21 protein-coding genes are annotated in these 24,836 nt (G+C 70.7%); 14 read left to right on the forward strand and 7 right to left on the reverse strand.

Annotated features, from left to right (window positions below):
- Nucleotide 1 precedes the first annotated feature (1 nt).
- Nucleotides 2–3,775, reverse strand: coding sequence for a multifunctional oxoglutarate decarboxylase/oxoglutarate dehydrogenase thiamine pyrophosphate-binding subunit/dihydrolipoyllysine-residue succinyltransferase subunit (locus tag ACXJJ3_RS33270; protein ID WP_458165829.1), 3,774 nt, complete (start codon nt 3,773–3,775; stop codon nt 2–4).
- A gap of 470 nt (nt 3,776–4,245) precedes the next feature.
- On the opposite strand from ACXJJ3_RS33270, the gene ACXJJ3_RS33275 reads away from it, so the two are divergent.
- The 4 genes from ACXJJ3_RS33275 to ACXJJ3_RS33290 all read left to right on the forward strand — a co-directional run bounded on the left by ACXJJ3_RS33275 (nt 4,246) and on the right by ACXJJ3_RS33290 (nt 9,529).
- Complete coding sequence (locus tag ACXJJ3_RS33275; protein ID WP_458165830.1) at nt 4,246–4,917, forward strand: FadR/GntR family transcriptional regulator; 672 nt, start codon at nt 4,246–4,248, stop codon at nt 4,915–4,917.
- Nucleotides 4,918–4,932: 15 nt separating this feature from the next.
- Nucleotides 4,933–5,139 carry a DUF6343 family protein gene (locus ACXJJ3_RS33280; protein ID WP_458165832.1) on the forward strand — a complete coding sequence of 69 codons (207 nt, stop codon included), beginning with the start codon at nt 4,933–4,935 and terminating at the stop codon, nt 5,137–5,139.
- A gap of 149 nt (nt 5,140–5,288) precedes the next feature.
- The gene (locus ACXJJ3_RS33285) at nt 5,289–6,869 is read left to right on the forward strand and encodes an ABC-F family ATP-binding cassette domain-containing protein (RefSeq protein ID WP_458165833.1); all 1,581 of its coding nucleotides are present in this window, start codon (nt 5,289–5,291) and stop codon (nt 6,867–6,869) included.
- A gap of 503 nt (nt 6,870–7,372) precedes the next feature.
- Nucleotides 7,373–9,529: a heavy metal translocating P-type ATPase gene (locus ACXJJ3_RS33290; protein ID WP_458165834.1), complete on the forward strand. Its 2,157-nt coding sequence runs from the start codon at nt 7,373–7,375 to the stop codon at nt 9,527–9,529.
- 71 nt (nt 9,530–9,600) lie between these two features.
- Here the strand turns inward: ACXJJ3_RS33290 and ACXJJ3_RS33295 are convergent, their stop codons facing one another.
- Complete coding sequence (locus ACXJJ3_RS33295) at nt 9,601–10,152, reverse strand: DUF305 domain-containing protein (RefSeq protein ID WP_458165835.1); 552 nt, start codon at nt 10,150–10,152, stop codon at nt 9,601–9,603.
- Nucleotides 10,153–10,202: 50 nt separating this feature from the next.
- Nucleotides 10,203–10,574: a DUF6153 family protein gene (locus ACXJJ3_RS33300; RefSeq protein WP_458165836.1), complete on the reverse strand. Its 372-nt coding sequence runs from the start codon at nt 10,572–10,574 to the stop codon at nt 10,203–10,205.
- 140 nt (nt 10,575–10,714) lie between these two features.
- Between ACXJJ3_RS33300 and ACXJJ3_RS33305 the strand changes: the two genes are divergently transcribed.
- From ACXJJ3_RS33305 to ACXJJ3_RS33335, 7 genes are all read left to right on the forward strand, one after another.
- A complete protein-coding gene (locus ACXJJ3_RS33305) occupies nt 10,715–12,064 on the forward strand; it encodes a purine-cytosine permease family protein (protein WP_458165837.1) in 1,350 nt (449 codons plus the stop codon).
- Nucleotides 12,065–12,115: 51 nt separating this feature from the next.
- Nucleotides 12,116–13,687, forward strand: coding sequence for a hydantoinase/oxoprolinase N-terminal domain-containing protein (locus ACXJJ3_RS33310; RefSeq protein ID WP_458165838.1), 1,572 nt, complete (start codon nt 12,116–12,118; stop codon nt 13,685–13,687).
- The gene (locus tag ACXJJ3_RS33315; protein WP_458165839.1) at nt 13,684–13,887 is read left to right on the forward strand and encodes a hypothetical protein; all 204 of its coding nucleotides are present in this window, start codon (nt 13,684–13,686) and stop codon (nt 13,885–13,887) included. The genes ACXJJ3_RS33310 and ACXJJ3_RS33315 overlap by 4 nt, the downstream gene beginning before the upstream one ends.
- Nucleotides 13,884–14,957 carry a DUF917 domain-containing protein gene (locus ACXJJ3_RS33320; protein ID WP_458165840.1) on the forward strand — a complete coding sequence of 358 codons (1,074 nt, stop codon included), beginning with the start codon at nt 13,884–13,886 and terminating at the stop codon, nt 14,955–14,957. The genes ACXJJ3_RS33315 and ACXJJ3_RS33320 overlap by 4 nt, the downstream gene beginning before the upstream one ends.
- Nucleotides 14,958–15,033: 76 nt before the next feature.
- Nucleotides 15,034–16,137, forward strand: a complete 1,104-nt coding sequence (locus ACXJJ3_RS33325; protein ID WP_458165841.1) for a DUF917 domain-containing protein — start codon at nt 15,034–15,036, stop codon at nt 16,135–16,137.
- 171 nt (nt 16,138–16,308) lie between these two features.
- The gene (locus ACXJJ3_RS33330) at nt 16,309–17,379 is read left to right on the forward strand and encodes a DUF917 domain-containing protein (RefSeq protein ID WP_458165842.1); all 1,071 of its coding nucleotides are present in this window, start codon (nt 16,309–16,311) and stop codon (nt 17,377–17,379) included.
- A 140-nt stretch (nt 17,380–17,519) separates the two neighbouring features.
- Nucleotides 17,520–18,902: a PucR family transcriptional regulator gene (locus ACXJJ3_RS33335; RefSeq protein ID WP_458165843.1), complete on the forward strand. Its 1,383-nt coding sequence runs from the start codon at nt 17,520–17,522 to the stop codon at nt 18,900–18,902.
- Here the strand turns inward: ACXJJ3_RS33335 and ACXJJ3_RS33340 are convergent.
- Genes ACXJJ3_RS33340 through ACXJJ3_RS33350 form a run of 3 tightly spaced genes read right to left on the reverse strand, consistent with a single transcriptional unit; the run spans nt 18,892 to nt 21,916 of the window.
- Complete coding sequence (locus ACXJJ3_RS33340) at nt 18,892–19,854, reverse strand: aldo/keto reductase (RefSeq protein ID WP_458165844.1); 963 nt, start codon at nt 19,852–19,854, stop codon at nt 18,892–18,894. The two genes, ACXJJ3_RS33335 and ACXJJ3_RS33340, sit on opposite strands and share 11 nt — an antisense overlap.
- On the reverse strand, nt 19,851–20,603 hold the full coding sequence (locus ACXJJ3_RS33345; protein WP_458165845.1) for an SDR family NAD(P)-dependent oxidoreductase: 753 nt from the start codon (nt 20,601–20,603) through the stop codon (nt 19,851–19,853). The genes ACXJJ3_RS33340 and ACXJJ3_RS33345 overlap by 4 nt, the downstream gene beginning before the upstream one ends.
- Nucleotides 20,600–21,916, reverse strand: coding sequence for an L-fuconate dehydratase (locus ACXJJ3_RS33350; RefSeq protein WP_458165846.1), 1,317 nt, complete (start codon nt 21,914–21,916; stop codon nt 20,600–20,602). Before ACXJJ3_RS33350 ends, ACXJJ3_RS33345 begins: the two co-directional genes overlap by 4 nt.
- A gap of 90 nt (nt 21,917–22,006) precedes the next feature.
- On the opposite strand from ACXJJ3_RS33350, the gene folP reads away from it, so the two are divergent.
- Genes folP through ACXJJ3_RS33365 form a run of 3 tightly spaced genes read left to right on the forward strand, consistent with a single transcriptional unit; the run spans nt 22,007 to nt 24,308 of the window.
- Nucleotides 22,007–22,888, forward strand: coding sequence for a dihydropteroate synthase (folP, locus tag ACXJJ3_RS33355; RefSeq protein ID WP_458165847.1), 882 nt, complete (start codon nt 22,007–22,009; stop codon nt 22,886–22,888).
- Nucleotides 22,885–23,628 (forward strand): pyrimidine reductase family protein, encoded by a 744-nt coding sequence (locus tag ACXJJ3_RS33360; protein ID WP_458165849.1) that lies wholly within the window; start codon nt 22,885–22,887, stop codon nt 23,626–23,628. Before folP ends, ACXJJ3_RS33360 begins: the two co-directional genes overlap by 4 nt.
- A complete protein-coding gene (locus ACXJJ3_RS33365) occupies nt 23,628–24,308 on the forward strand; it encodes a class III extradiol dioxygenase subunit B-like domain-containing protein (RefSeq protein WP_458165850.1) in 681 nt (226 codons plus the stop codon). Before ACXJJ3_RS33360 ends, ACXJJ3_RS33365 begins: the two co-directional genes overlap by 1 nt.
- Here ACXJJ3_RS33365 and ACXJJ3_RS33370 read toward each other — a convergent pair.
- Nucleotides 24,301–24,819: a PadR family transcriptional regulator gene (locus ACXJJ3_RS33370; protein ID WP_458165852.1), complete on the reverse strand. Its 519-nt coding sequence runs from the start codon at nt 24,817–24,819 to the stop codon at nt 24,301–24,303. The genes ACXJJ3_RS33365 and ACXJJ3_RS33370 overlap by 8 nt on opposite strands.
- Nucleotides 24,820–24,836: the final 17 nt, after the last annotated feature.

Raw genomic sequence — 24,836 nt, forward strand, 5'->3', positions numbered from 1 at the left:
GTCAGCTGAACGCCTGCTTCAGCAGCGTGGCCTGCTCGGTGCCGTGGACGCCGTGCGAGCCGACCGCCGGAGCGGACATCGCCGGCCGGGACACCCGGTAGAACGGCTTGCCGCCCAGGTGCTCGGTCAGGTTCAGCGCCATGAACGGCCACGGACCCTGGTTCGCGGGCTCGTCCTGCACCCAGCGGATCTCGCCCGCGTTCGGGTACTTCGCCAGCTCGGCGGTGATCTCCTCGTGCGGCAGCGGGTACAGCTGCTCGACCCGGAGGATCGCGGTGCTGATCTTGTCCGGCTCGACCTTCTTCCGCTCGGCGAGCAGGTCGTACACGATCCGGCCCGACGCCAGGATCACCCGCTCGACGGCGGGCGGGTTGGCCTCCGCCTCGGCGTCGCCGAGCACCGGCCGGAACGTGCCGTGGGTCAGCTCCTCCGGCTGCGACACCGCCTCCTTGCGCCGCAGCAGCTGCTTCGGCGTGAAGACGATCATCGGGACGTGCTCCTCGCCGAGCGTGTGCCGGCGCAGCAGGTGGAAGTACGACGCGGGCGTCGACGGCTGCGCGACGGTCATCGCGTCCTCGGCGCACAGCTGCAGGAACCGCTCGATCCGGGCCGAGGTGTGGTCCGGGCCCTGGCCCTCGTAGCCGTGCGGCAGCAGCAGTACGACGCCGGACTTCTGGCCCCACTTCGCCTCACCGGACGAGATGTACTCGTCGATGACCGACTGGGCGCCGTTCACGAAGTCGCCGAACTGCGCCTCCCAGAGCACCAGCGCCTCCGGCCGTGCCACGGAGTACCCGTACTCGAAGCCGAGTGCGGCGTACTCGCTGAGCAGCGAGTCGTAGACGAAGAAGCTCGCCTGGTCGGCGTCCAGGTGCTGCAGCGGGACGTGGTCCTGGCCGTCCACCCGGTCGATGATCGCCGCGAAGCGCTGCACGAACGTCCCGCGGCGGCTGTCCTGGCCGGCCAGCCGAACCGGCCGCCCGTCGAGCAGCAGCGAACCGAACGCGGTGATCTCCGCGCTCGCCCAGTCCAGCGGGCCCTCGGTGATCGCGTGCGCCCGGCGCTGCAGCTGCGGCTGCACCTTCGGGTGCACGGTGAAGCCCTCCGGCAGCGTGGTGTACGCGTCGGCGATCTTCTTCAGCACCTCGGGCGTGATCGCGGTCGCGTCCGGGCCTTCCGGCTTGTCCGGGTACTCCGGGGCCGTGACGTACGGCGGCGGGGTGTCGGGCTCGTTCTTCGCGTCCCGGACCTCGGCGAACACCCGCTCGAGGCGCTGCTGGAAGTCCTGCATCGCCTGCTCGGCCTCTTCGATCGTGATGTCGCCACGACCGATCAGGGCCTCGGTGTACAGCTTGCGCACCGAGCGCTTCTGCTCGATCAGGTCGTACATCAGCGGCTGCGTGAAGCTCGGGTCGTCGCCCTCGTTGTGACCGCGGCGGCGGTAGCAGACCAGGTCGATGACGACGTCCTTGTTGAACGCCTGCCGGTACTCGAACGCGAGGTCCGCGACCCGGATGCAGGCCTCGGGGTCGTCGCCGTTCACGTGGAAGATCGGCGCCTGCACCATCCGCGCGACGTCGGTGGAGTACATCGACGAGCGGGACGAGGCCGGCGAGGTGGTGAAGCCGACCTGGTTGTTCACGATCACGTGGATCGTGCCGCCGGTCCGGTAGCCGCGCAGCTGGGACAGGTTCAGCGTCTCCGCGACCACGCCCTGGCCGGCGAACGCCGCGTCGCCGTGCACCAGCACCGGCAGCACCGGGAACGCCGCACCGCGGTCGAGGATGTCCTGCTTGGCCCGGACGATGCCCTCGAGCACCGGGTCGACGGTCTCCAGGTGCGACGGGTTCGCCGCCACCGAGACGTTGATCTTGTCGCCGAACTCGGAGACGAACTCGCCCTCGGCGCCCAGGTGGTACTTGACGTCACCGGAACCCTGCACGGTCCGCGGGTCGATGTTGCCCTCGAACTCGCGGAAGATCTGGCCGTACGACTTGCCGACGATGTTCGCCAGCACGTTCAGCCGGCCGCGGTGCGCCATCCCGATCGCGACCTCGTCCAGCCCGGCGCCGGCCGCCTCCTCGCAGAGCTCGTCGAGCAGCGGGATCGTGGTCTCCGCGCCCTCGAGCGAGAACCGGCGCTGACCGACGTACTTGGTCTGCAGGAAGGTCTCGAAGGCCTCGGCCTCGTTCAGCTTGGCCAGGATCCGCAGCTGCTCCTCGCGGGGCGGCTTGGTGTGCGGGCGCTCGACCCGCTCCTGGATCCACTTGCGCTGCTCGGGGTCCTGGATGTGCATGTACTCGATACCGGTGGTCCGGCAGTACGAGTCGCGCAGGATGCCGAGGATCTCGCGGAGCTTCATGAACCGCCGGTCGCCGCCGCCGAACGAGCCGGTGGCGAACTCGCGGTCCAGGTCCCACAGCGTCAGGCCGTGGGTGGCGACGTCCAGGTCCGGGTGGCTGCGCTGCTTGTACTCCAGCGGGTCGGTGTCGGCCATGATGTGGCCGCGCACCCGGAACGCGTGGATCAGCTCGAGGATCCGGGCCTGCTTGCTGATGTCCTCCTCGTGGCTGTGCGGGAGGTCGGCGGCCCAGCGGATCGGCTCGTACGGGATCCGCAGCGACTGGAAGATCTCGTCGTAGAAGCCGTCGCCGCCGAGCAGCAGCTGGTGGATCCGGCGCAGGAACTCACCCGACTGCGCGCCCTGGATGATCCGGTGGTCGTACGTCGAGGTCAGCGTCATCACCTTGCTGACCGCGAGCTTGGCCATCGTCTCCTCGGCCGCGCCCTGGTACTCCGGCGGGTACTCCATCGCGCCGACGCCGATGATGCAGCCCTGGCCGGTCATCAGCCGCGGCACCGAGTGCTGGGTGCCGATCGTGCCCGGGTTGGTCAGGCTGATCGTGGTGCCCTGGAAGTCCGGCAGCGCGAGCTTGTTGTCCCGGGCCCTGCGGACGATGTCCTCGTAGGCCATCCAGAAGTCGGCGAACTTCATCGACTCGGCGGCCTTGATCGACGGCACCAGCAGCTGCCGGGTGCCGTCCGGCTTCTGCATGTCGATGGCCAGGCCGAGGTTGATGTGGGCCGGCTGTACGTGCGTCGGCTTGCCGTCAGTCTCGTCGTACGACGCGTTCAGCTCCGGCAGCGTCTTCAGCGCCTTGACCAGCGCCCAGCCGATCAGGTGCGTGAACGAGATCTTGCCGCCGCGGGCACGCTTCAGGTGGTTGTTGATGACGATCCGGTTGTCGATCAGCAGCTTGACCGGCACCTGCCGCACGCTGGTCGCGGTCGGGACCGTGAGGCTGGTCTCCATGTTCTGCGCGGTCCGCGCGGGCGCGCCGCGGAGGATCTGCCGCTCGGAGTCCGCGCTGGTCGCGGGGGCCGGCTTGGGCTTGGCGCTGGGCGGCTGGTTCACCGTGCCTCCGGTCGGAACGGCCGCCTTGGCGGCCGGGGCCTGTGCTGGGGCGGCCTGCGCAGGGGCCGGTGTCGCGGGTGCTGCCGGTGCTGCTGCTGCCGGGGCGGGCGCGGGGATCGTTCCGCGGCTCGGCGCCTCGGGCGTCTTGTTGTCGGACACCGCGTCCGGCCGGGGAGCGTCGGCCGGGGTGGTGGTCACCGGCTTCGCTGCACCATCGGGGTTGTACGTCTTGAAGAAGTCGTGCCACGCCGGATCCACCGAATTCGGGTCCTGCTGGTACTTCTCGTACAGCTCGTCGACCAGCCATTCGTTCGCACCGAAGGCTGCTAGGGGATTGGTGTCTGATGGCTCGGTGGCCACTTGGCAGTTCGCCTCTTCCGATTTCGGGTCCGGTACCGCAGTGCTTAATGCTGATGTTATGGGTGGTGTCCCAAGCAAAGGCTAATAGCACCCGGACCACTTCCACAGCCGGGGACCACCGGACCAGTGTGTCGAGTGGTCGGGCCTCGGCGGGACGATCGTTCGAGGCCTGAAACACTGCCCACAAAGGTGTTTCAGGCCACACGCGTTCCGCGTGGCCCGGCCGGATGCGGAGAGCGACGGTCATAGCTCCGGGACGCCTTGCAGAGGTGGCTTTCCGGCACCCGCTGCACGGTGAGCGGGACGTCGCCGGGAGCGCACTTGCGAACTGTATGCAGTTGTCCGCTCGCCACCGGTGATGATCAGCCTCGTGCAGCAGTGTGGCCAACGTCACGCTCCGGATCAGTCCACCTGGGCATGATTGGCCTTCAGGCCGCCGGCGGTGGCACCGCCGGCGGCATACTGAGCGGATGGCGCTGACGGATGAGGCGATCGTCAAGATCAAGGGGATGATCACCTCGGGGGAACTCGGCCCGGGGGATCGGCTGCCCAAGGAGGCGGACCTGGCCGCGCGGCTCGGGCTGTCCCGGAACTCGCTGCGGGAGGCGGTCAAGGCGCTCACGCTCGTGAACGTGCTGGACGTCCGGCACGGCGACGGGACCTACGTGACGAGCCTGGACTCGGCGCATCTGCTGGACGCGCTGAGCTTCATGGTCGACCTGCACCGCGACGACTCGGTGCTGCAGTTCTTCGAGGTGCGGCGGCTGCTCGAGCCCGGGGTGGCCGCGCTGGCCGCGACCCGGATCACGGCCGAACAGGTGACCGGGCTGCGGCTGCTGTGCAGCGACCTCGCGCCGGACGCGGGCGTCGAGGAACTGGTCGCGAACGACCTGCAGTTCCATCGCGGGATCGCCGAGGCGACCGGGAACCAGGTCGTCTGCTCGCTGCTCGACGGCGTCTCCGGCGCCACCCAGCGGGCCCGGATCTGGCGCGGCGTCACCCAGGCCGGCGCGGTCGAGCGGACCCTGTCCGAGCACGCCGCGATCCTGGACGCGATCGAGAGCGGTGACGCCGAGGCTGCCCGGGCCTGGATGACCGCCCACATCGCCGGCGTCGAAACCTGGCTCCGCAAAGCTCCGTAGGAGTACAGAGGAGGTATGTACGAGCCGCCTCCGCCGCGCAGCGCGTTGACGCTGCGGATCGTGCTGTCGGCGTTCGGGCTGGTGCTGTTCGCGGCGGCCGCGGTGCTGGCGGTCGTGCTCGGGTTGCCGTTCGGGTGGGTGATCGTGTTCGGGCTGCTCACCGGGGTGGCGCTGGTCGATCTCGTGGTCGTTGCCTGGCGCAAGCGCTCCGAAAACGGTTGAACGGCCCGGCCGGACTCCGTATCCTTCAGAAGTCACATTCCCGACGACAGGGGTTCGAGTTGTCGAACTGAGGTCCTCTCTGCAGCCGATCGATCGCCGCCGTTCTGGCGTGCGGTCTCGTCCGAGACCTCAGTAGGAGTCGACAACTCATGAGTTTTTCCCTGTCCTGTACCGATCTGTCCTTCGCCTGGCCCGACGGCGAGGTGCTGTTCGACGGCCTGACCTTCGTGGCCGGCCCGGTCCGCTCCGGACTGGTCGGCCGCAACGGCGCCGGCAAGTCGACGCTGCTCCGGCTGATCGCCGGCCGGCTGACCCCGCAGCACGGGTCGATCCGGGTCGCCGGCGAGCTCGGGTACCTGCCGCAGGACCTCACCCTCGACACCTCGCTGCGCGTCGACCAGGCGCTCGGCATCGACGCCGTACGGCAGGCCGTCACCGCGATCGAGTCCGGTGACGCCTCCGAGCGGAACTTCGCGATCGTCGGCGACGACTGGGACGTCGACGAACGCGCCGAGGCGCTGCTCGGCAAGCTCGGCCTGGGCGCGATCGGCCTGGACCGCAGCGTCGGCGAGCTGTCCGGTGGCGAGACGATCCTGCTCGGGCTCGCGGCCGAGCTGCTGCGGCGTCCCGACGTACTGCTGCTCGACGAGCCGACGAACAACCTCGACCTGCGGGCGCGGCGGCACCTGTACGACGCCGTCGACCAGTTCCGCGGCGCGTTGCTGATCGTGTCCCACGACCGGGAGCTGCTGGACCGGGTCGACCAGATCGGCGACCTCCGCAAGGGCGAGGTCACCTGGTACGGCGGCAACCTGACCGCGTACGAGGAGGCGGTCGCGGTCGAGCAGGAGGCCGCCGAGCGGATGCTCCGGGCGGCCGAGGCCGACGTCCGCAAGCAGAAGAAGGATCTCGTCGAGGCGCGGATGAAGATGGACCAGCGCCGGGCCCGGGGGCAGCGTGCCTTCGAGCAGGGCGGGATCCCGAAGATCATCGCGGGTGGGCTGAAGCGGTCGGCGCAGGTGTCGGCCGGCAAGCACCTCGGGATGCAGTCCGAGCGGCTCGACTCGGCGCAGGAGGCGCTCGCGGACGCCGAGGAGAAGGTCCACGACGACGAGACGATCCGCCTCGACCTGCCGAAGACCGCCGTCCCCGCGGGGCGGATCGTGCTCCGGCTGGAGGATCACGTACTGCGGACCGGGGCGCGCGTCGACCTGGAGATCCGCGGGCCGGAGCGGATCGCGCTGACCGGGCCGAACGGCGCCGGGAAGACGACCTTGCTGCAGTCGGTCGTGGCGGGGGAGCTGCCGCTGGTGCCGTTCCGGTACCTGCCTCAGCGGCTCGACCTGCTGCGGAACGACCTGTCGATCGTCGATAACCTGGCGTTGCTGGCGCCGAGTACGGAGAACCAGGAGCGGCGGGCGCGGCTGGCGCGGTTCCTGTTCCGCGGGCGGTCGGCGGATCAGCTGGTCAGTACGTTGTCGGGCGGCGAGCGGTTCCGGGCGACGCTCGCGGCGTTGCTGCTCGCGGAGCCGCCGCCGCAGTTGCTGATGCTGGACGAGCCGACGAACAACCTCGATCTGGGGAGTGTGGCGCAGTTGAAGGACGCGCTGGCGTCGTACAGCGGGGCGTTGGTGATCGCGAGCCACGACGTGCCGTTCCTGCGGGAGATCGGGATCACGCGCTGGGTGGAGCTGACGCCGGACGGGCTGTCGGACATCGAGCCGCTCTAGCCCCCCGCACCTTCCGCCCCGCCGTCACCAGCCCGAGCCACCCGCAGCCACAGCTCCCCGGCCCCCAGGGGTCCCCGCCACGAGCCAACCCCGCACACCCAGCCGCATCCCCCACCGCCCACCCACCCCACCCGTCGTACGTCCACCCGTCGTACGTCCACCCGTCGTACGTCCACCCCGTGGCTCACCCGGTCACCCACCCGATCCAGTGGCGCACCCGGTCGCGTACCCGTCGCACGTCCATCCCGCGGCCCACCCGGTCACCCACCCCTCCGTTGGGCCACCGAGCCGCCGCCCCGTGAGGCCCGCCGCCCCGGCCCGTCGGCTGCGGCGGGTCGACGCGTCCGGCTGGTCCGGTCGGCTCGGGTTGCTCGCCGAGTCGTGGCGGATGGTTCGGGCTGGTGTTCGCGAGTCGTGGATCGAGGTTGTTTTTCGCGACCGTTTCTCACGACTCGGTGGGCGGAGGGTTGAGATAGATACCCCCTGGGGGTATATTCGAGGGTATGAGCGAGCACGAGCAGCATCAGCACGGCGGTCACGAGGGACATGGCGGGCCTCATGGTCACGGTGGGCACGGGGATCATGCGGCACAGTTCAAGGACCGGTTCTGGATCAGCTTGGTGCTGGCCGTGCCGGTGGTGTTCTTCAGTCCGATGTTCGGGGACCTGCTCGGGTACATGCCGCCCGAGTTCCCCGGCTCGGGGCTGATCGCGCCCGTGCTCGGCACGGTGATCTTCCTGTACGGCGGGCAGCCGTTCCTGACCGGCGGCTGGAGCGAACTGCGGAGCCGCCGCCCCGGGATGATGCTGCTGATCTCGATGGCGATCACGGTCGCGTTCGTCGCGTCCTGGGTGACGACGCTGAAGCTCGGTGGGTTCGACCTGGACTTCTGGTGGGAGCTCGCGCTGCTGATCGTGATCATGCTGCTCGGGCACTGGCTGGAGATGCGGGCGCTCGGCGCCGCGTCCGGTGCGCTCGACGCGCTGGCGGCGCTGCTGCCCGACGCGGCCGAGAAGGTCACCGACGACGGCGTCGTCGAGGTCTCGCTGCACGAACTGCGGGCCGGGGACGTCGTGCTGGTGCGGTCGGGCGGCCGGGTGCCGGCCGACGGGACGGTGGTCGAGGGGTACGCCGAGGTCGACGAGTCGATGATCACCGGGGAGTCCCGGCCGGTGTCGCGCGCCGCCGGCGATCCGGTCGTCGCCGGGACCGTTGCCACGGACAACGCTCTGCGGGTCGAGATCACCGCGGTCGGCGACGACACCGCACTGGCCGGGATCCAGCGGCTGGTGGCCGAGGCGCAGGCGTCGTCGTCCCGGGCACAAGCGCTGGCCGATCGCGCGGCGGCGTTCCTGTTCTACTTCGCGTCGATCGCGGGACTGCTCACGTTCGTGGTGTGGGCACTGCTGGGGAAGCTGGACGACGCGGTCACCCGGACGGTGACCGTACTCGTGATCGCCTGCCCGCACGCCCTCGGCCTGGCCATCCCGCTGGTGATCGCGATCTCCACGGAACGCGCGGCGCGCGCCGGCGTACTGGTGAAGAACCGGCTGGCACTGGAGCGCATGCGGACGATCGACGCCGTCCTGTTCGACAAGACCGGCACCCTCACGAAAGGCGAGCCGGCCGTCACCGGAGTCGCCGCGGTCGGCGGGCTGTCGGAAGGCGAACTGCTGACGCTGGCCGGTGCGGTAGAAGCCGACAGCGAACACCCGTTGGCGAAGGCGATCGTCCGCGCAGCCGCCGCGCAGCCCGACGCGCAGGTGGGCGGCGCTCGCGGTGATCATCCCGGCGGAGCTGCAGGAGCGGCTGGAGTCGGGGCTGGGGCTGGGGGTGCAGCCTCGGGAGCGGTTGCCTGGGGCAACGGGCGGGTGGTGGCGACGGACTTCAGGTCGTTGACTGGGCGTGGCGTGCTGGCTGTGGTGGAGGGGGCTGAGGTTGCGGTGGGTGGGCCTGCGTATTTGCGGGAGAGTGGGCTGGCGGAGCCGGAGGTGCTGGCCGGCGAGGTGGCGGGATGGAAGGCGCGGGGCGCCGCGGTGCTGCATGTGGTGCGGGACGGCGAGGTGGTCGGGGCGATCGCGCTCGAGGACGAAGTACGGGAGGAGTCGCGGCAGGCGGTCGCGGCGCTGCATCGGCGGGGTGTCAAGGTCGCGATGATCACCGGCGACGCGCACCAGGTGGCCGACGCGGTGGCGCGTGAGCTCGGGATCGACGAGGTGTTCGCGGAGGTACTGCCGCAGGACAAGGACGCCAAGGTCGCGGAGCTGCAGGCCCGCGGGCTGAAGGTTGCGATGGTCGGCGACGGCGTGAACGACGCGCCCGCGCTGGCCCGCGCCGAGGTCGGGATCGCGATCGGCGCCGGGACGGACGTCGCGATCGAGTCGGCCGGCGTGGTGCTCGCCGCGGACGACCCGCGCGCGGTCCTGTCGGTGATCGAGCTGTCGAAGGCGAGCTACCGCAAGATGTGGCAGAACCTCGTCTGGGCGACCGGCTACAACGTCATCACGGTCCCGCTCGCGGCCGGCGTCCTCGCGTTCGCCGGGATCGTCGTCTCGCCGGCCGTCGGCGCGCTGCTGATGTCGATCTCCACGATCGTGGTAGCCCTCAACGCCCAACTACTCCGCCGCCTCGACCTCTCCCCGCACCGGCTCGCCGGGTAACGCGTTGCTGGCCGAGGGCTTTCCGGAAAGAAATCGCCGTGGAGAGACGATTTCTTTCCGGAAAGGTCCGCTCAGGCGGCCGGTAGGCGTCCGAGGAGGCGTTGCATGGTGGCGATCTCAGTGGTCTGAGCTGTCTGGATCTGCTTGGCCAAGGCGATCGCGGCGGTGTCCTTGCCGGTGGACTGTTCGGTCTTGGACATCGTGACCGCGCCCTGGTGGTGCTTGATCATCATCGTGACCCACATGCGGTCGTACATGCTCCCGGCCGCCTTCGCCAGGCCGTCCATCTCCTGTGGGTTCATCATCCCGGTCATCGTGTGACCGGCGTGTTCGCCGGGGGTCGGGACCGGCTTGCCCCAGGCGGTCAGCCAGCCGGACATCAGCTTGATCTCCGGATCCTGCGCCGCCTTGATCGCGGTCGCCAGCTTCTTGACCTCCGCGTTCGTTGCCTTCTGCAACGCCGAGTCGGCCATCTCGACGGCCTGCTGGTGGTGCGGGATCATCTGCGACGCGAAGGTCACATCGGCGTCGTTGTGACTGGATGCGGGTGTTGCGGTCTTCCCACACCCGACAGCGGCCAGTAGGACAAGCAGTACAACGGTCGTACGGTAGACGTGCGTCATCACATTCCTTGGTTGCGTTGTAGGTACGGCGGAACAAGGCGCACGTCGGCCTATATCCGCAGTACCCCCAAGGAAGACAGCACCACCCGCGGCGGTGACCGCTCACCCAGCGCCCGCGCCACGCGGTAGACCGGCACCGCAACCGCGCGCCACACCAGCAGACTCCGCAGCCCGAGCAGCACCGACAGCAGCAGCACCAACCCGGTCAGCACGCCCACGCACGCGCCACCCATGCCCGGCATCTCGTCGGCAGCCGTCACGTGGACCTCGGCCGGATGCTCCATCACGACCGTCCCCGGCATCACCATCGCCGCGTCGTGGTCCGACGTGAGGCCGTGCATCGCGAACACCCCGGCGACCACGGTGAGTACGCCGAGTACGCGCAGCAGTCGCGCTCCGCAGTCGTGTATGCGTCCAGCCATCCCGGCAAGAGTACCGACCTGGGCGAGATGCACAGTGCGCACGCGCCGGGTGTGCACACTGGACGGTGAGCCTGGAAGCCGCCAGACGTACGTTCGGTGCCAATTCCTACAGTGCAGGGCCCAGAGCTGGAGGTCCCACCATGGCCGGTTCTTCTGTTGGCGCCGACGACTACGCGCTCGCCCGGGTCCCCGAGCATGCGCGCTACTCCTGGTGGTCCGTCGCGACCCAGCGGTTCGGGCAGATCTCGGCGCTCAGCCAGTTCCTGCTCGGTGCGACGCTCGGGTTCGGGATGAGCTTCTGGCACGCGTTCTGGGCGCTGACGCTCGGCGCGGTGATCCTCGAACTGGTCGCGATCCTGATCGGGGTGATCGGCGCCCGCGAAGGGCTGCAGACGTCGGTGATCGCGCGCTGGACCGGGTTCGGTCAGGCGGGGTCGTCGCTGATCGGGCTGGCGATCGGGATCAGCCTGATCGGGTGGTTCGGGATCCAGTCCGCGGTGTCCGCGGCGGGCCTGAGCCAGCTGATCGGCGTACTCCCGACGTGGGGCTGGTCGCTGGTGTTCGGCCTGCTCGTGACGCTCGTCGTACTTCGCGGCTTCCACTCGATGGCCTGGGTCGCGTACGTGACCGTCCCGGCGTTCCTGATCCTCGTCGGCTGGTCGATCATCAGCGAGCTGCACAACCACAGCCTGGGGTCGCTGGTGAACGCGGCGCCGCCCGGCCCGCACCTGAGCCTGCTGGAGGGTACGACGCTGGTCGCCGGTGGGTTCATCGTCGGCGCGGTGATCACGCCGGACATGACCCGGTACAACCGTGGCGTCGGCGACGTGGTCAAGCAGACGATCCTCGGGGTCACGCTCGGCGAGTACGTGATCGGCCTGGTCGGCGTACTGCTCGCGCATGCCGTTGGTTCGGCCAACGTGATCACGATCGTCACCTCGTCGGTCGGCTGGGTCGGCACGCTGGTGATCATCCTCGGCACGCTGAAGATCAACGACTGGAACCTCTACAGCTCCGGCCTCGGCGTGGTGAACTTCATCGGCACGGTGTTCGGCAAGCGGGTCAACCGGGCGGTCGTCACGCTGGCGGTCGGCGTCCTCGGCAGTGTGCTCGCGGCCGGCGGGATCCTGGACAAGTTCACCGAGTTCCTGATCGTGCTGGGCGTCGCGTTCCCGCCGATCGCCGGGATCATGGTCGCGGAGTACTTCGTCGTGAAGCGCTGGCGCCCCGACCTGGAGGCGTCCCGGGCCGGCGGCACGCTGCCCCCGACCGCGCCGACCTGGGTACCGGCGACGATCGTGATCTGGGTCGGCGCCGCGCTGATCGGCAAGTACGTCGCCTGGGGCCTGCCGAGCATCAACTCGCTGCTCGTCGGCTTCCTCGCGTACGTCGTCGCCGGCAAGCTCGGCCTGATCCGCGGCATCGGCACCAGCCGCACGATGGAACCCGAACCCACCACCGACGTCAACGCCCTACCGGCAACCAACTGAGCGACCAACAGTCCCCGGCTCGAGCTGGGTGACGACACGGGAGGAACTGGAATGCGTATCGGTATCGATGTCGGTGGGACGAACACCGACGCCGTGCTGCTCGACGGCGAGGGTGCCGACGTCAACGTGCTGGCGGCGAACAAGTCCGCGACCAGTGCGGACGTGACGGCCGGCATCGTCGACACCCTGGACCGGCTGCAGGCGGAGCGATCCTTCGACCCGGCGCAGGTGCAGGGCGTGATGATCGGCACCACGCACTTCATCAACGCGCTGATCGAGGCCCGCCGCCTCGCCCCGACCGCGGCGCTCCGCCTCGGCCTGCCGGCGACCGCGTCGCTGCCGCCGCTGGTCGACTGGCCGGAGCGGCTGGTCGCGGCGATCAGCGGGCGCAGCTACCTCGCGCACGGTGGCCACGAGTTCGACGGCCGGCACATCGCGGAGCTGGACGAGGACGAGCTGCGCCGGCACGCCGACGACATGCGGCAGCACGGCGTACGGTCGGTGGCGATCTCCTCGGTGTTCTCGCCGGTGAGCAACGAGTTCGAGCTGCGCGCCGCCGAGATCCTGCGCGCCGAGCTCGGCGACGAGGTGGCGATCTCGCTGTCCCACGAGATCGGCCGGATCGGCCTGCTGGAGCGCGAGAACGCGACCATCATCAACGCCGCGCTCCGCGAACTCGCCGCCTCGATCGTCGACGGACTGGCCAGCGCCGTCGAGGGCCACGGCATCTCCGCGCCGCTGTACCTGAGCCAGAACGACGGCACGCTGATGGACGTCGACTTCGCCCGCCGGTACCCGGTCGCGACGTTCGCGTCCGGCCCGACGAACTCGATGCGCGGCGCCGCCCTGCTCTCCGGGCTGGACACCTGCGCGGTGGTCGACGTCGGCGGTACGACGAGTGACGTCGGCGTCCTCACGCACGGGTTCCCGCGGGAGGCGACGACCGAGGTGGACGTGGCCGGCGTACGGACGAACTTCCGGATGCCGGACGTGCTCAGCATCGGGATCGGCGGCGGCAGTTTGGTGGCCTCGGACAACGACCTGGTGACGGTCGGGCCGCGGTCGGTCGGGTACCGGCTGACCGAGGAGGCGCTGGTCTTCGGCGGTACGACGCTGACGGCGACCGACATCGCGGTCGCGGCCGGGCGGGCTCTCGTGGGCGACTCGGACGCGGTCGCGGACCTGGATCCGACGCTGGTGAAGGCCGCGCTGGCCCGGGTCGCCGCGGACATCGCGGACGCGGTGGAGCGGATGCGGACGTCGCCGGACCCGCTGCCGGTGGTGGCGGTCGGCGGCGGGTCGATCCTGCTGCCCGAGGACCTGCCCGGCAGCCTCCCGGTGCACCGGCCGGAGAACTTCGCGGTCGCGAACGCGATCGGCGCCGCGATCGCGCAGGTCGGCGGCGAGGTCGACCGGGTGTACGCGATCGACCCGGGCCGCCGGGACGCGGTCGTCGACGAGGCCCGCCAGGAGGCCGTCGACCGCGCGATCGCGGCCGGCGCCGACCCCGCCGCGGTCCGCATCGTCGACTTCGACGAGGTCCCGATCCCGTACCTCCCCGGCAACGCCACCCGCATCCGCTGCAAGGCGGTCGGCGACCTCCGCCTGGGGGTAGCGCGATGAACGCGGACCGTCAGGCCATCACAATCGAGCGACGAGCCGGCAGCCACGCGGAGCAGGCGACGAAACCAGCGATTGTGATGGCGTGGGCGTCCGGGCCTGGCGAGCCGGCCATCCGGCTGGGCGCCGCCGCGGACCAGCTCAGCCCCGCGGCGGCACCGCTCGGCGCGGCGCCGACCCCAGGAGTGGAGTGGTTGGGATGAAGTTGCGTGCTGAGGACTTGGGGCCGCTGGCCAGTGGGGCCGCTGTGCTCGGGACCGGTGGTGGTGGCGATCCGCACATCGGGCGGTTGCTGGCCCAGCAGGCGTTGAAGGAGTACGGGCCGGTGGAAGTGGTTGCCGTCGGCGACCTTCCGGACGACGCGTGCGTGCTGCCGGTCGCGATGATGGGTGCGCCAACGGTCATGGTGGAGAAGCTGCCGTCCGCCGACCAGATCGCGGTCGCCGTGCAGACGCTCGCGAAGTACGTCGGGAAGACGCCGACCCACCTCGCCTGTATCGAGGCCGGCGGCGTGAACTCGACCGTCCCGGTGATCGCCGCGGCGCAACTCGGGCTGCCCCTGGTGGACGGCGACGGGATGGGCCGCGCGTTCCCCGAGCTGCAGATGGTGCTGCCGACGCTGGCCGGGATCGAGGCGACGCCGATGGCGATCGTCGACGAGAAGGGCAACCGCGGCGTGTTCGACACGGTCACCAACGAGTGGGCCGAACGCCTCGCCCGCTCCGCCACCGTCGACATGGGCTGCTCCGCGATCGTCTCGCTCTACGCGATGACCGGCGCCGAGGTGCGCGGGTCGTTCGTGGCCGGGACGCTGAGCAAATGCGTCACGATCGGCCGCGCGATCGAGCAGGCCCAGCGCTCCCACGCCGACCCGGTCGCGGCGGTCGTGGACGAACTCGGCGGGCGGCTCCTGCACGTCGGCAAGGTCGTCGACGTACAACGCCGTACGACCACCGGCTTCGCTCGCGGCGACGCGGCCGTCGACGGGCTCGACGCGTCCCACGGACAGCTGCTCACACTGCGCTTCCAGAACGAGCACTTGGTCGCGGAGCTCGACGGTACGGCGGTGGCGACCACGCCGGATCTGATCATCGTGCTCGACACCGAGACCGGCGAACCGATCACCACCGAGGCACTGCGGTACGGCCACCGCGTCAGCGTGCTCGCCGCGCCGTCCGACGAACGCTGGCACTCGCCCGCGGGCATCGAGCTGGTCGGCCCGCGGTACTTCGGCTACGACCTCGACCCGATCCGCGCCCTGGAGACCGCATGACCGAGCGAAGCGAGGGCATCAGAAAGCACAGTGCGATTCGTGCCTCATGCCCGCCCGGAGCGAAGCGAGGACGGGCATGAGCTGGCAACTCGGCATCGAGCACCTGCGCGACCTTGCCCGCGGTGCGGCGATCCTCGGCACCGGTGGTGGCGGCGACCCGCTGATCGGCCGGCTGCTCGTCGAGCAGGCGATCCGTGAACACGGGCCGGTGACCGTCCTCGACCCGGACGAACTCGCCGACGACGCGTTCGTGATCCCGACCGCGCAGATGGGTGCGCCGACCGTGATCGTGGAGAAGATCCCGCGCGGCAGCGAACCGGTCGGCGCCCTCCGCGCCCTGGAGAAGCACCTCGGCCGGCGCGCCGACGCGACGATGCCGATCGAGTGCGGCGGCATCAATTCGATGATCCCGCTGCTCGTCGCGGCCCGCACCGGACTGCCGGTCGTTGACGCCGACGGGATGGGCCGGGCGTTCCCCGAGCTGCAGATGGAGACGTTCTCGGTGTACGGCGTACCGGGGTCGCCGATGGCGATCGCGGGGGAGCACGACGAGACGGTCGTGATCGACAGCGGTACCGACAACCAGCAGATGGAGTGGCTCGCGCGGGGGATCACGATCCGGCTCGGCGGGGTCGCGCACATCGCGGAGTACTCGATGACCGGCGCCGAGGTGAAGCGGACCGCCGTACCGCGGACGTTGTCGCTCGGGCTGTCGATCGGGCGCGCCGTCCGGGAGGCTCGGGCGGAGCACGCGGACCCGATCGAGGCGGTCCGGGAGGCGCTGGCGCCGACGCTGTACAGCCACCTGCGGGTGCTGTTCCGCGGGAAGGTCGTCGACGTGGAACGGCGTACCGTCGAGGGCTTCGCGCGCGGGCGGGCGCGGTTCACCGGGTTCGACGGGACGTCGCAGCTGGAGTTGCGCTTCCAGAACGAGAACCTGGTCGCGGAGGTCGACGGCGACGTGGTGTGCACGGTGCCGGACCTGATCTGCGTCCTCGAGGCCGACACCGCGGAGCCGATCACCACCGAGGGCCTCCGCTACGGCCAGCGCGTCACGGTCGTCGGCATCTCGACGCCGGACCTGATGCGAACCCCCGAGGCGCTGGCGGTCTTCGGCCCGTCGTGTTTCGGGCTGGACGTCGAGTTCGACCCGGTCGAGCGGCACGCCCTCGTCCCGTAAGCCCCCTGGCCCGCCGTGCTGACCCCTCCGCGGCGGGCCGGGGTTCCACCCCGGACCTCCAGCACTCGTCAATTGCCGCGGTACGGCGGACGCCGCGCTCAGGCGACCGCCGGGCGGGGCGGTTTGGCGCGTTTGATGGGTGCCGGCGGTCCGCGGTGGGAGGATCGGGCCATGGCGACGATCGTCCGGGAGCAGGACCTGGAGGCGCTGGTCGTCGGGGTCACGTTGCTGGGCTCCGGCGGCGGGGGCGACACGGGCGCGTTCGGGCGGATGCTGCGGCGGCGGCTCGGGACGGCGGAGCTGGAACTGCGGGACGCGGCCGACCTGCCCGGTGTCGCGGTGAGCCCGATCGGGGTGGTCGGGGCGACCAGTGTGCTGATGGAGAAGTTGCCGAGCGGCGGGGAGTTCGAGACCGCGGTACGGGCGGTCAGCCGGTGGACCGGGGTGGACGTGACCGCGCTGATGTCGCTGGAGGCCGGTGGGCTGAACGGGCTGACGCCGTTGATCGCCGCGCTGGATCTGGGGTTGCCTGTGGTCGACGTGGATCTGATGGGGCGGGCGTTGCCGCGGCTGGATCAGTTCTCGTGGGCGGTGGCCGGGCGGTCGTTGACGCCGTGTGCGCTGAGTGAGCCGAGCGGGCAGGTGATCGTGGTCGACAACGTCGACGCTGCCGGGCTGGAGCGGGCTGTGCGGAGCTTTGTTGCGCAGACGGGTGGATGGGCGGTGCTGGCGCTGGCCCCGACACCGATCGAGGCTGCGGCGGTTGATGCCGTTGAAGGGAGTCTTACGCGGGCGTTGGCGCTCGGACGGGCGCATGCCGCGCTTGAGCCCGGTGTGGGGCCGGCTGCTGTTGCTGACGGGCTGGGCGGGCGGTTGCTCGGGAGTGGGCGGGTGGAGGAGGTTGCACGGCATGTGATCGCTGACGGTGGTGCGGCGTTCGGCCGGGGGAGCCTGTGCGTGGTGGACTCCGGTAGTCGAGCCGTCATCCGTATCGAGACCGAGAACGAATACCTGCTCGCACTGGTCGACGGGTCGCCGGTAGTCACCACACCGGATCTCCTGTGCGTCCTCGACCACCGCACGCTCCAGCCGATCGCCGTCGACGCCGTACGCACCGGCGACGAGGTCGTAGTACTCGCCCTTCCCGGTCCGACCTGGTGGCGGCGGCCGGACCGGCTTCGTCACGTCAGCCCGGAGGCCTTCGGCCTGTCGTGCGAGCCGCAACTCCTGGAAGCCTCGTGACACCGCTCACCGCGATGCTCGTGTCCCCTGGCTGGAAAGAGGTGGTTCTGCTCGCCGGCCCCGCCGACGCGGAGCCTTTGCTGACGGGTTCCTTTGTGGTGTTGGGGTTGGGGGCTCGGCCTGAGGGGCTGGCTGGGCGAGTGCTGGTGGTGTTGGTGGTCGAGGACCATCGGGACTGGCGGGTGGACGCTTTGATCAGCCGGGCGTCGGCCGCGGGCGCCGGTGCGCTGTTGCTGGCTGGGACCGAGCCGCTGGGGCGTGGGGCCCAGTTGCTGGCGGAGCGGTTGCAGTTGCCGGTGCTGGGATGTCCGGATCCGCTGGCGGCGCACGAGTATCTGCGGCGCGTGACGGCTGAGCCCGAAGTACTGCGCTCCGATCTGGTCCTCCGCGCCGTGTCCGAGCTCAGGCGCACCCGTGGCGACCTCACGTCGGTACTGCGGACAACGTCCACCGTGCTGCACCGTCCGGTGACGTTGGCGGGTGCTGACGGCGGCACGCTCGCCGGAGACGGGCTGGAGCCGGACGAGCGTACGGCGTTGGTGGACGCATTGCCGCAAGTACCAGTCGCATGGGCCGCGCCTTACCGGGTGGATCTGCCTAACGGCGCCGTACTGCTTGCCGTTGCTGTGCTCAGCGTAGGCCCTGTCTGCTGGCTGGTGGCAAAACTGCCCGGCGTGGTCCCGGCTGAGGTCGCCGCCGTACCTGAGGTGCTGACTGTCGTCGCACCCGCTGTGGGGGAGCGGCTGGCGCTCCGGCGGCTGGAGTTGGAGCGGGATGCCCGTCAACGTACGTCGTTGCTCGGCGAACTGCTGCACGGCGAGCCGTCCGAGGCGACCCGGCGTCGGGCGGTCGACCTGGGGTGGCAGCTCGACGGCTGGCATACCGGGATCCGGATCGGCGCGGACGGCCAGGTGGACGCGGCCGGTCGGCGGGCGGATGTGGTGGAGGCGTTCGTCGCCGAGGGACTGCGGGCGGTCGTGGTGGAGCAGGGCGACGGGTGGTCGGCGTGGATCACTGCGGTCCGCGAGCCGACGGCGACCGAAGTACAGCAACAGGCTGCCGCCATCCGCCGCGTCCAACGGCGGCTGGTGCAGACGGTGGACACGTACGTCGGTGTCGGGCGTGTGCAGCCGGGGCCGAGCGGGATCGCCACCACGTTGGCGGAGGCGGGCGATGCGGCCGGGTTGGCCCGCGGGCGCGCGGAGACCGGGCGCTTCCTGCATGTGGACCGGTTGGGGTTGGCGCAGCTGCTGCTGGCGTGGACGCGGACGGATACGTTCCAGCCGGCCGCCCAGGCGTTGCTGGCACCGATCAAAGACCAGCCGGGCGACTTGGTGACCACACTGGCGGTCTACCTGGACACCGAGTCCTCCCTGGCGGAAACAGCCGCAGTACTGGGCATCCACCGCAACACGGCATCCGCCCGCATCACCAAGATCCAGCACCTCCTAGGCGTAGACCTAACCAACCCAGACGAACGCCTAGCCCTCCACCTGGCCTCACGCACAACACCTACGGAGTAGGGGCATCCTCCCGCAGCCAGCCGGCGGACTTGAGGTCTTGCCAGAGGGCTGGTGGGACCTCCGTCCGGGCGAGGGTTGCGTTCGTGTGGACCTCGGCGGCGTTGCGGCAGCCTACTGCGATGCCGGCGACGGCGGGGTGGGCCAGCGGGAAGGCCAGCGCCGCGGCCGGGAGTGTTGTGCCGTGGGACTCGCAGATGTCTGCCAGTTTGTTGGCCTTGTCGACGAGGGCCTGGGCGGCCGGTTCGTAGTTGAAGGTCGTGCCGGCGGCCGGCCTCGGCTGCGACAGCAGGCCCGAGTTGAAGATGCCGACAGCAACGACCTGGACGTCGTTCCGCACACAGGCCGGCAGTACGTCGTCCAGCCCGTCCGGGTCGATCAGCGAGTACCGCCCGGCCAGCATGATCACGTCGAGGTCGATCTCCTGGACGAACCGGGTCAGCATCGCCGACTGGTTCATCCCGGAACCGATCGCGCCGATCACGCCCTGCTCACGGAGCTCGATCAACGTCGGGAAGGCGGTCGCAACCGCCTCGGAGTAGTGATCGTCCGGGTCGTGCACGAACACCACGTCCAGCCGGTCGGTGCCGATCCGCCGCAGCGAGTCCTCGATGCTCTGCAGTACGCCGTCCCGGGAGAAGTCCCAGCGCCGGCGCCGCGTCGTACTGAGGTCGAAGCCCTCGTCGTCGGGCGCCGCGGTCTCCGACGAGTAGATGATGCGCCCGACCTTGCTCGACAGCACGTACGAGTCCCGCGGCTTGCCCTGCAGCGCGAGTCCGAGCCGCTCCTCGGCGAGGCCGAGCCCGTAGTGCGGCGCGGTGTCGAAGTACCGCCAGCCCTCGTCCCAGGCGGCGTTGACCGCGGCGACGGCGTCGGCCTCGTGGACCTCGCCGAGCAGGTTGCCCAACGGCGCGCCGCCGAGCCCGACCCGCTGACCTTCCGGAAAGAGCTTCATGAGCGGGCCGCCGGAAGCCGCAGGTTCTGCATACCGCCGTCGACGGCCAGCGCCGTACCGGTCGTCGACCCGGACAGCGGGCTCGCGAGGTACGCGATCGCGGCCGCGACCTCGTCCGCCGACACCAGCCGGCCCATCGGCTGCCGCGCCTCGAGCGCCGCGCGCTCCGCGGCCGGGTCCGCCGCGACGTCGAGCAGCCGCCCGACCCACGGCGTGTCCGCCGTCCCGGGGTTCACGCAGTTCACCCGGATGCCTTCACGGACGTGGTCCGCGGCCATCGCCATCGTCAGCGCCAGGACGGCGCCCTTGCTGGCGGAGTACAGCGCCCGGTGCGGCAGGCCGGCGGTCGCGGCGATCGAGCAGGTGTTGACGATCGCGGCGGAGGCCGACTTCCGCAGGTGCGGCAGCGCGGCCCGGGTGACCCGCGCGATCCCGACCACGTTCACGTCCAGCACCCGGTGCCATTCGGCGTCGTCGTTCGCGCTGACGTCGCCCTGGGCGCCGATGCCCGCGTTGTTCACCAGTACGTCGATGCCGCCGAGCTGCAGCGCCGCGGCGGCGACCGCGTCCCGGATCGAGTCGTCGTCGGTGACGTCGGCCGCGACCCCGGTCAACGGCGCGTCGACGTCCGGCTTCAGGTCGAACACGACCACCTGCGCGCCGCGTTCGGCCAGCAGCCGGGCCGCCGCGAGCCCGATCCCCGAGGCGCCACCGGTCACCACGGCCCGCAGGCCGGCGAAGTCCGTCACTTGCCCTCCTCTGCCAGTTCGGTCCAGATCTTGCCACCCGGGTACCGGAAGTCGGTCAGCGTCTCGGCATCCAGCTCCGCGCCGAACCCGGGCCGTACCGGGGCCACGTAGTGCCCGTCCCGGATCACCACCGGGTCCAGGAAGTGCTCGTGCAGGTGGTCGACGAACTCGATCACCCGGTCCTGCACCGATCCGCTGACCGCGATGTAGTCGAACATCGACATGTGCTGGACCAGCTCACACAGTCCTACCCCACCCGCGTGCGGGCACACCGGGACGCCGAACTTGGCCGCCAGCAGCAGGTTCGCGATGTTCTCGTTGACGCCCGCGACCCGGGCCGAGTCGATCTGCAGGAACGACAGTGCCTCGGCCTGCAGCAGCTGCTTGAACACCACCCGGTTCTGCACATGCTCGCCGGTGGCGACCCGGATCGGCGCGATCGCGCGGGCGATCGCGGCGTGCCCGAGGACGTCGTCCGGGCTGGTCGGCTCCTCGACCCACCAGACGTCGTACGGCGCCAGCGCCTCGATCCAGCGGATCGCGTCCGGGACGTCCCAGCGCTGGTTGGCGTCGATCGCGATCCGGATGTCCGGGCCGACCGTCTCGCGGGCCAGCCGCAGGCGGCGGATGTCGTCGGCGACGTCCGCGCCGACCTTCAGCTTGATCTGGGTGAACCCGTCCGCGACCGCCTCCCGGCACAGACGCACCAGTTTCGCGTCGTCGTACCCGAGCCAGCCCGGGGTCGTCGTGTACGCCGGGTACCCGCGCTCCCGCAGGACCGCCTCCCGCTCGGCGCGACCGGGCTCGGCCGCGCGCAGGATCTCCAGCGCCTCGTCCGGGGTCAGCGCGTCGGTCAGGTACCGGAAGTCGACCAGGGCGACGATCTGCTCCGGGGTGAGGCCGGCGAGCAGCTTCCACAGCGGTACGCCGGCCCGCTTGGCGGCCAGGTCCCACACCGCGTTCACGACCGCGCCGATCGCCATGTGCATGACGCCCTTCTCGGGGCCGAGCCAGCGCAGCTGCGAGTCGTGCACGAGCGACTTCCAGAACCCGCCGAGGTCGCCCAGCGTGGCGTCCAGGTCGAGCCCGACGACGTGGTCGCGGAGCGCCTCGATGGCTGTCGTCTGGATGTCGTTGCCGCGGCCGATCGTGAACGCGAACCCGTGCCCCTCCAGCCCGTCTCCGGCGTCGGTCCGCAGGATCACGTACGCCGCGGAGTAGTCCGGGTCGGTGTTCATCGCGTCGGACCCGTCCAGGTCCAGCGACGTGGGGAAGCGGACGTCGTACGTCTCGAACTCGGTGAATCGTGCCATGCGGGAGCCGTTCTACGCGGGCGGGTGTCGACGAGATCCTATAGGATATGTGGCCGAGGCGCACCCGGGACCGTTCGGTAGAGTCGGGTCGTGGATCCGGAACCCAGTGGAGTGCTGCGCCTCGGGCGGCGGGCGTTCGGGCCGGGGGAGTTCGCGGTGATGGCGATCGTGAACCGGACCCCGGACTCGTTCTTCGACGGCGGCGCGACGTACGCGACCCAGGCGGCGCTGACCGCCATCGACCAAGCGGTCGCTGACGGCGCGGACCTGGTCGACATCGGCGGCGTCAAGGCCGGGTACGGCGAACCCGTCGACGAGACGGAGGAACTGCGCCGGACCGTCGACTTCGTCGCAGGAGTCCGGGACCGGCATCCGGACCTGCTGATCAGCGTCGACACGTACCGCAGCGGCGTCGCCCGCCGGGTCGGCGCGGCCGGGGCGAACCTGATCAACGACACCTGGTCCGGCCACGATCCCGAGCTCGCCGGTGCCGCCGCCGAGGTCGGCGCCGGGCTCGTGTGCAGCCACGTCGGCGGGCTGAAGCCGCGCACCGACCCGCACCGGATGGCGTACGACGACGTGGTCGCGGACGTGATCCGGACGACCACCGCGCTGGCCCGCAAGGCGATCGCGGCCGGCGTCCACCCGGACGGGATCGTCATCGACCCGACCCACGACTTCGGCAAGAACACGCTGCACTCGCTCGAGGTGACGCGCCGGGTCGACGAACTGGCGGCGACCGGCTGGCCGGTGCTGGTGGCGATGTCGAACAAGGACTTCCTCGGCGAGACCCTCGACCTGCCGTCCGGGCGGCGCGGTCCCGCGACGCTCGCGGCGGTCAGCGTCGCGGCCTGGCTCGGCGCGCGGGTGTTCCGGGTGCACGACGTCGCCGGTTCCCGGCAGGCGCTCGACCTGATCGCCGTACTGCAGAAGACCGCGACCCCGGCGTACACCCGAAGGAGCCTGGTGTGATTCGAGACCGCGCGGCCGGCCGCGAGCTGACCGAGGACGAGCTGATCGCCGCGTACGCGGTTGCCGACCGGTCGGTGCCGCACCTCCGGGCGAACTTCGTCACCAGCCTGGACGGCGCGGTGACCGTGAAGGGCGTGTCCGGCGGCCTGTCCAGCAAGGACGACCAGAACATGCTCGGCCGGCTCCGGATGCTCGCGGACGTCGTGCTGGTCGGCGCGGGGACGCTGCGCGCCGAGGGGTACGGCGGTCTGCGGCTCGGGGCGAAGCGCCGCGCCTGGCGGGTCGAGCACGGCCTGCCGGAGAACCCGACGCTGGCCGCGGTGTCCGCCCGGCTCGACCTGCCGGCCGACAGCCCGGTGTTCACGGACGCGCCGACCCGGGCGATCGTCGTCACCTGCGCGGCGTCGCCGGCCGACCAGCGTGCGGCGCTGGGGGAGGTCGCCGACGTACTCGTGTGTGGTGAGGATGCGGTGGATCTCGCCGCGGCTGCGAGGGCGTTGGGGGAGCGGGGTCTGAAGCAGATCCTCTGTGAGGGCGGGCCGCATCTGCTGGGTTCGCTCACCGCCGCCGATCTGGTCGACGAGCTGTGCCTGACGGTGTCCCCACTGCTCGCCGGCCCGGGCGCGCGCCGGATCACCGACGGCGTCGCGGCCACCGAAGCGCGGCCGCTCTCCCTCCTGCACGTCCTCTCCGCCGACGACGGCTTCCTGTTCCTGCGCCACGGGCGGGTGACCGACTAGTGCCGGTCGTTGCCGCGGCGGTGTGTCCGCATCCCCCGATCATCGTCCCGGAGCTCGCCTCCGGCGCCGCCCCCGAGCTCGATGCCTTGCGCGCCGCCTGCCGCACCGCCCTCGACGCACTGTCGTCCGCGACCACCATCCTCGTCGTCGGTTCAGCCCCGGCATCGGCCACGTACGGCGGGGACGCCGGCGGCTCGTTCGGGCCGTACGGTGCTCCCGGTGTGCGGATCGGGTCCGGTCCGCGGGTGCTGCCGCTCTCGTTGACCGTCGGCGGCTGGTTGCTCGAGCGGTCGAAGGCGGCCGAGCTGCCCCGGACGTACCGCGCGGTGCCGGTCGGCGAGACCCCCGGCCGTTGCCTCGCCCTCGGTCAAGAGATTGCTGCGAGCAACGAGCGGACCGGCCTGCTGGTGATGGGCGACGGGTCCGCCCGGCGTAGCGACCACGCGCCGGTCCACCTGCACCCCCGCGCCGAGATCTTCGACGCCACGGTCGCGAAAGCCTTCCAGGACGTGGATCTCGACGTCCTCGCGGCCCTCGACCCCGATCTCGCGACCACCCTCCAGGCAGCCGGCCGCGCCCCGTGGCAGGTCCTCGCCGGCGCCCTCACAGGTCTGAACGGCGACCTGCTCTACGACGCCGCGCCGTACGGTGTCGGCTACTTCGTCGCCTCGTTCACCTAGCGTCCAGTTGCTCCAGGCCCCATTTCGCCCAGTCGCGGAGGGCCGGGAGCATCCGGAGTCCACGTTCGGCCGCGAGCCGGCCGAAGGCGAGCGGATCGGCCCGCCACTCCGGCCCGGCCTGCTCGAGTTGCGCCTGCAACGTGGCCAGCCGGCGCTCCGTCTGGTCGATGGTCTGCTGTAGGAACACCCGCGCCTCGTCCGGCTCGAGTGACCCGACCAGGAACAGCCGCAGCGCCGCCGCGCTCCGCACCACCTCGTCGGCCGGCTCGAGCATCCAGCGCCGTAGCTCCTCGTGGCCGGCGGGCGTGATCCCGTACGTCTTCCGGTTCCGGGACTGTTCGTCGACGACCTCGATCAGCCCGGCGTCCAGCATCTTCCGCAGCTCCGGATAGATGTGGCTGTGCGACGCGTGCCACGCCCACTGGCTGATCTCCTCGAACGACTTCGTCAGCTCGTACCCCGTGGCGTGGTGGTGATCCAGCAGGCCGAGCAGCCCGTGACGCAACGACATGCGGTGAACCGTAGCAT

It is taken from the genome of Kribbella sp. WER1, from assembly GCF_054189145.1.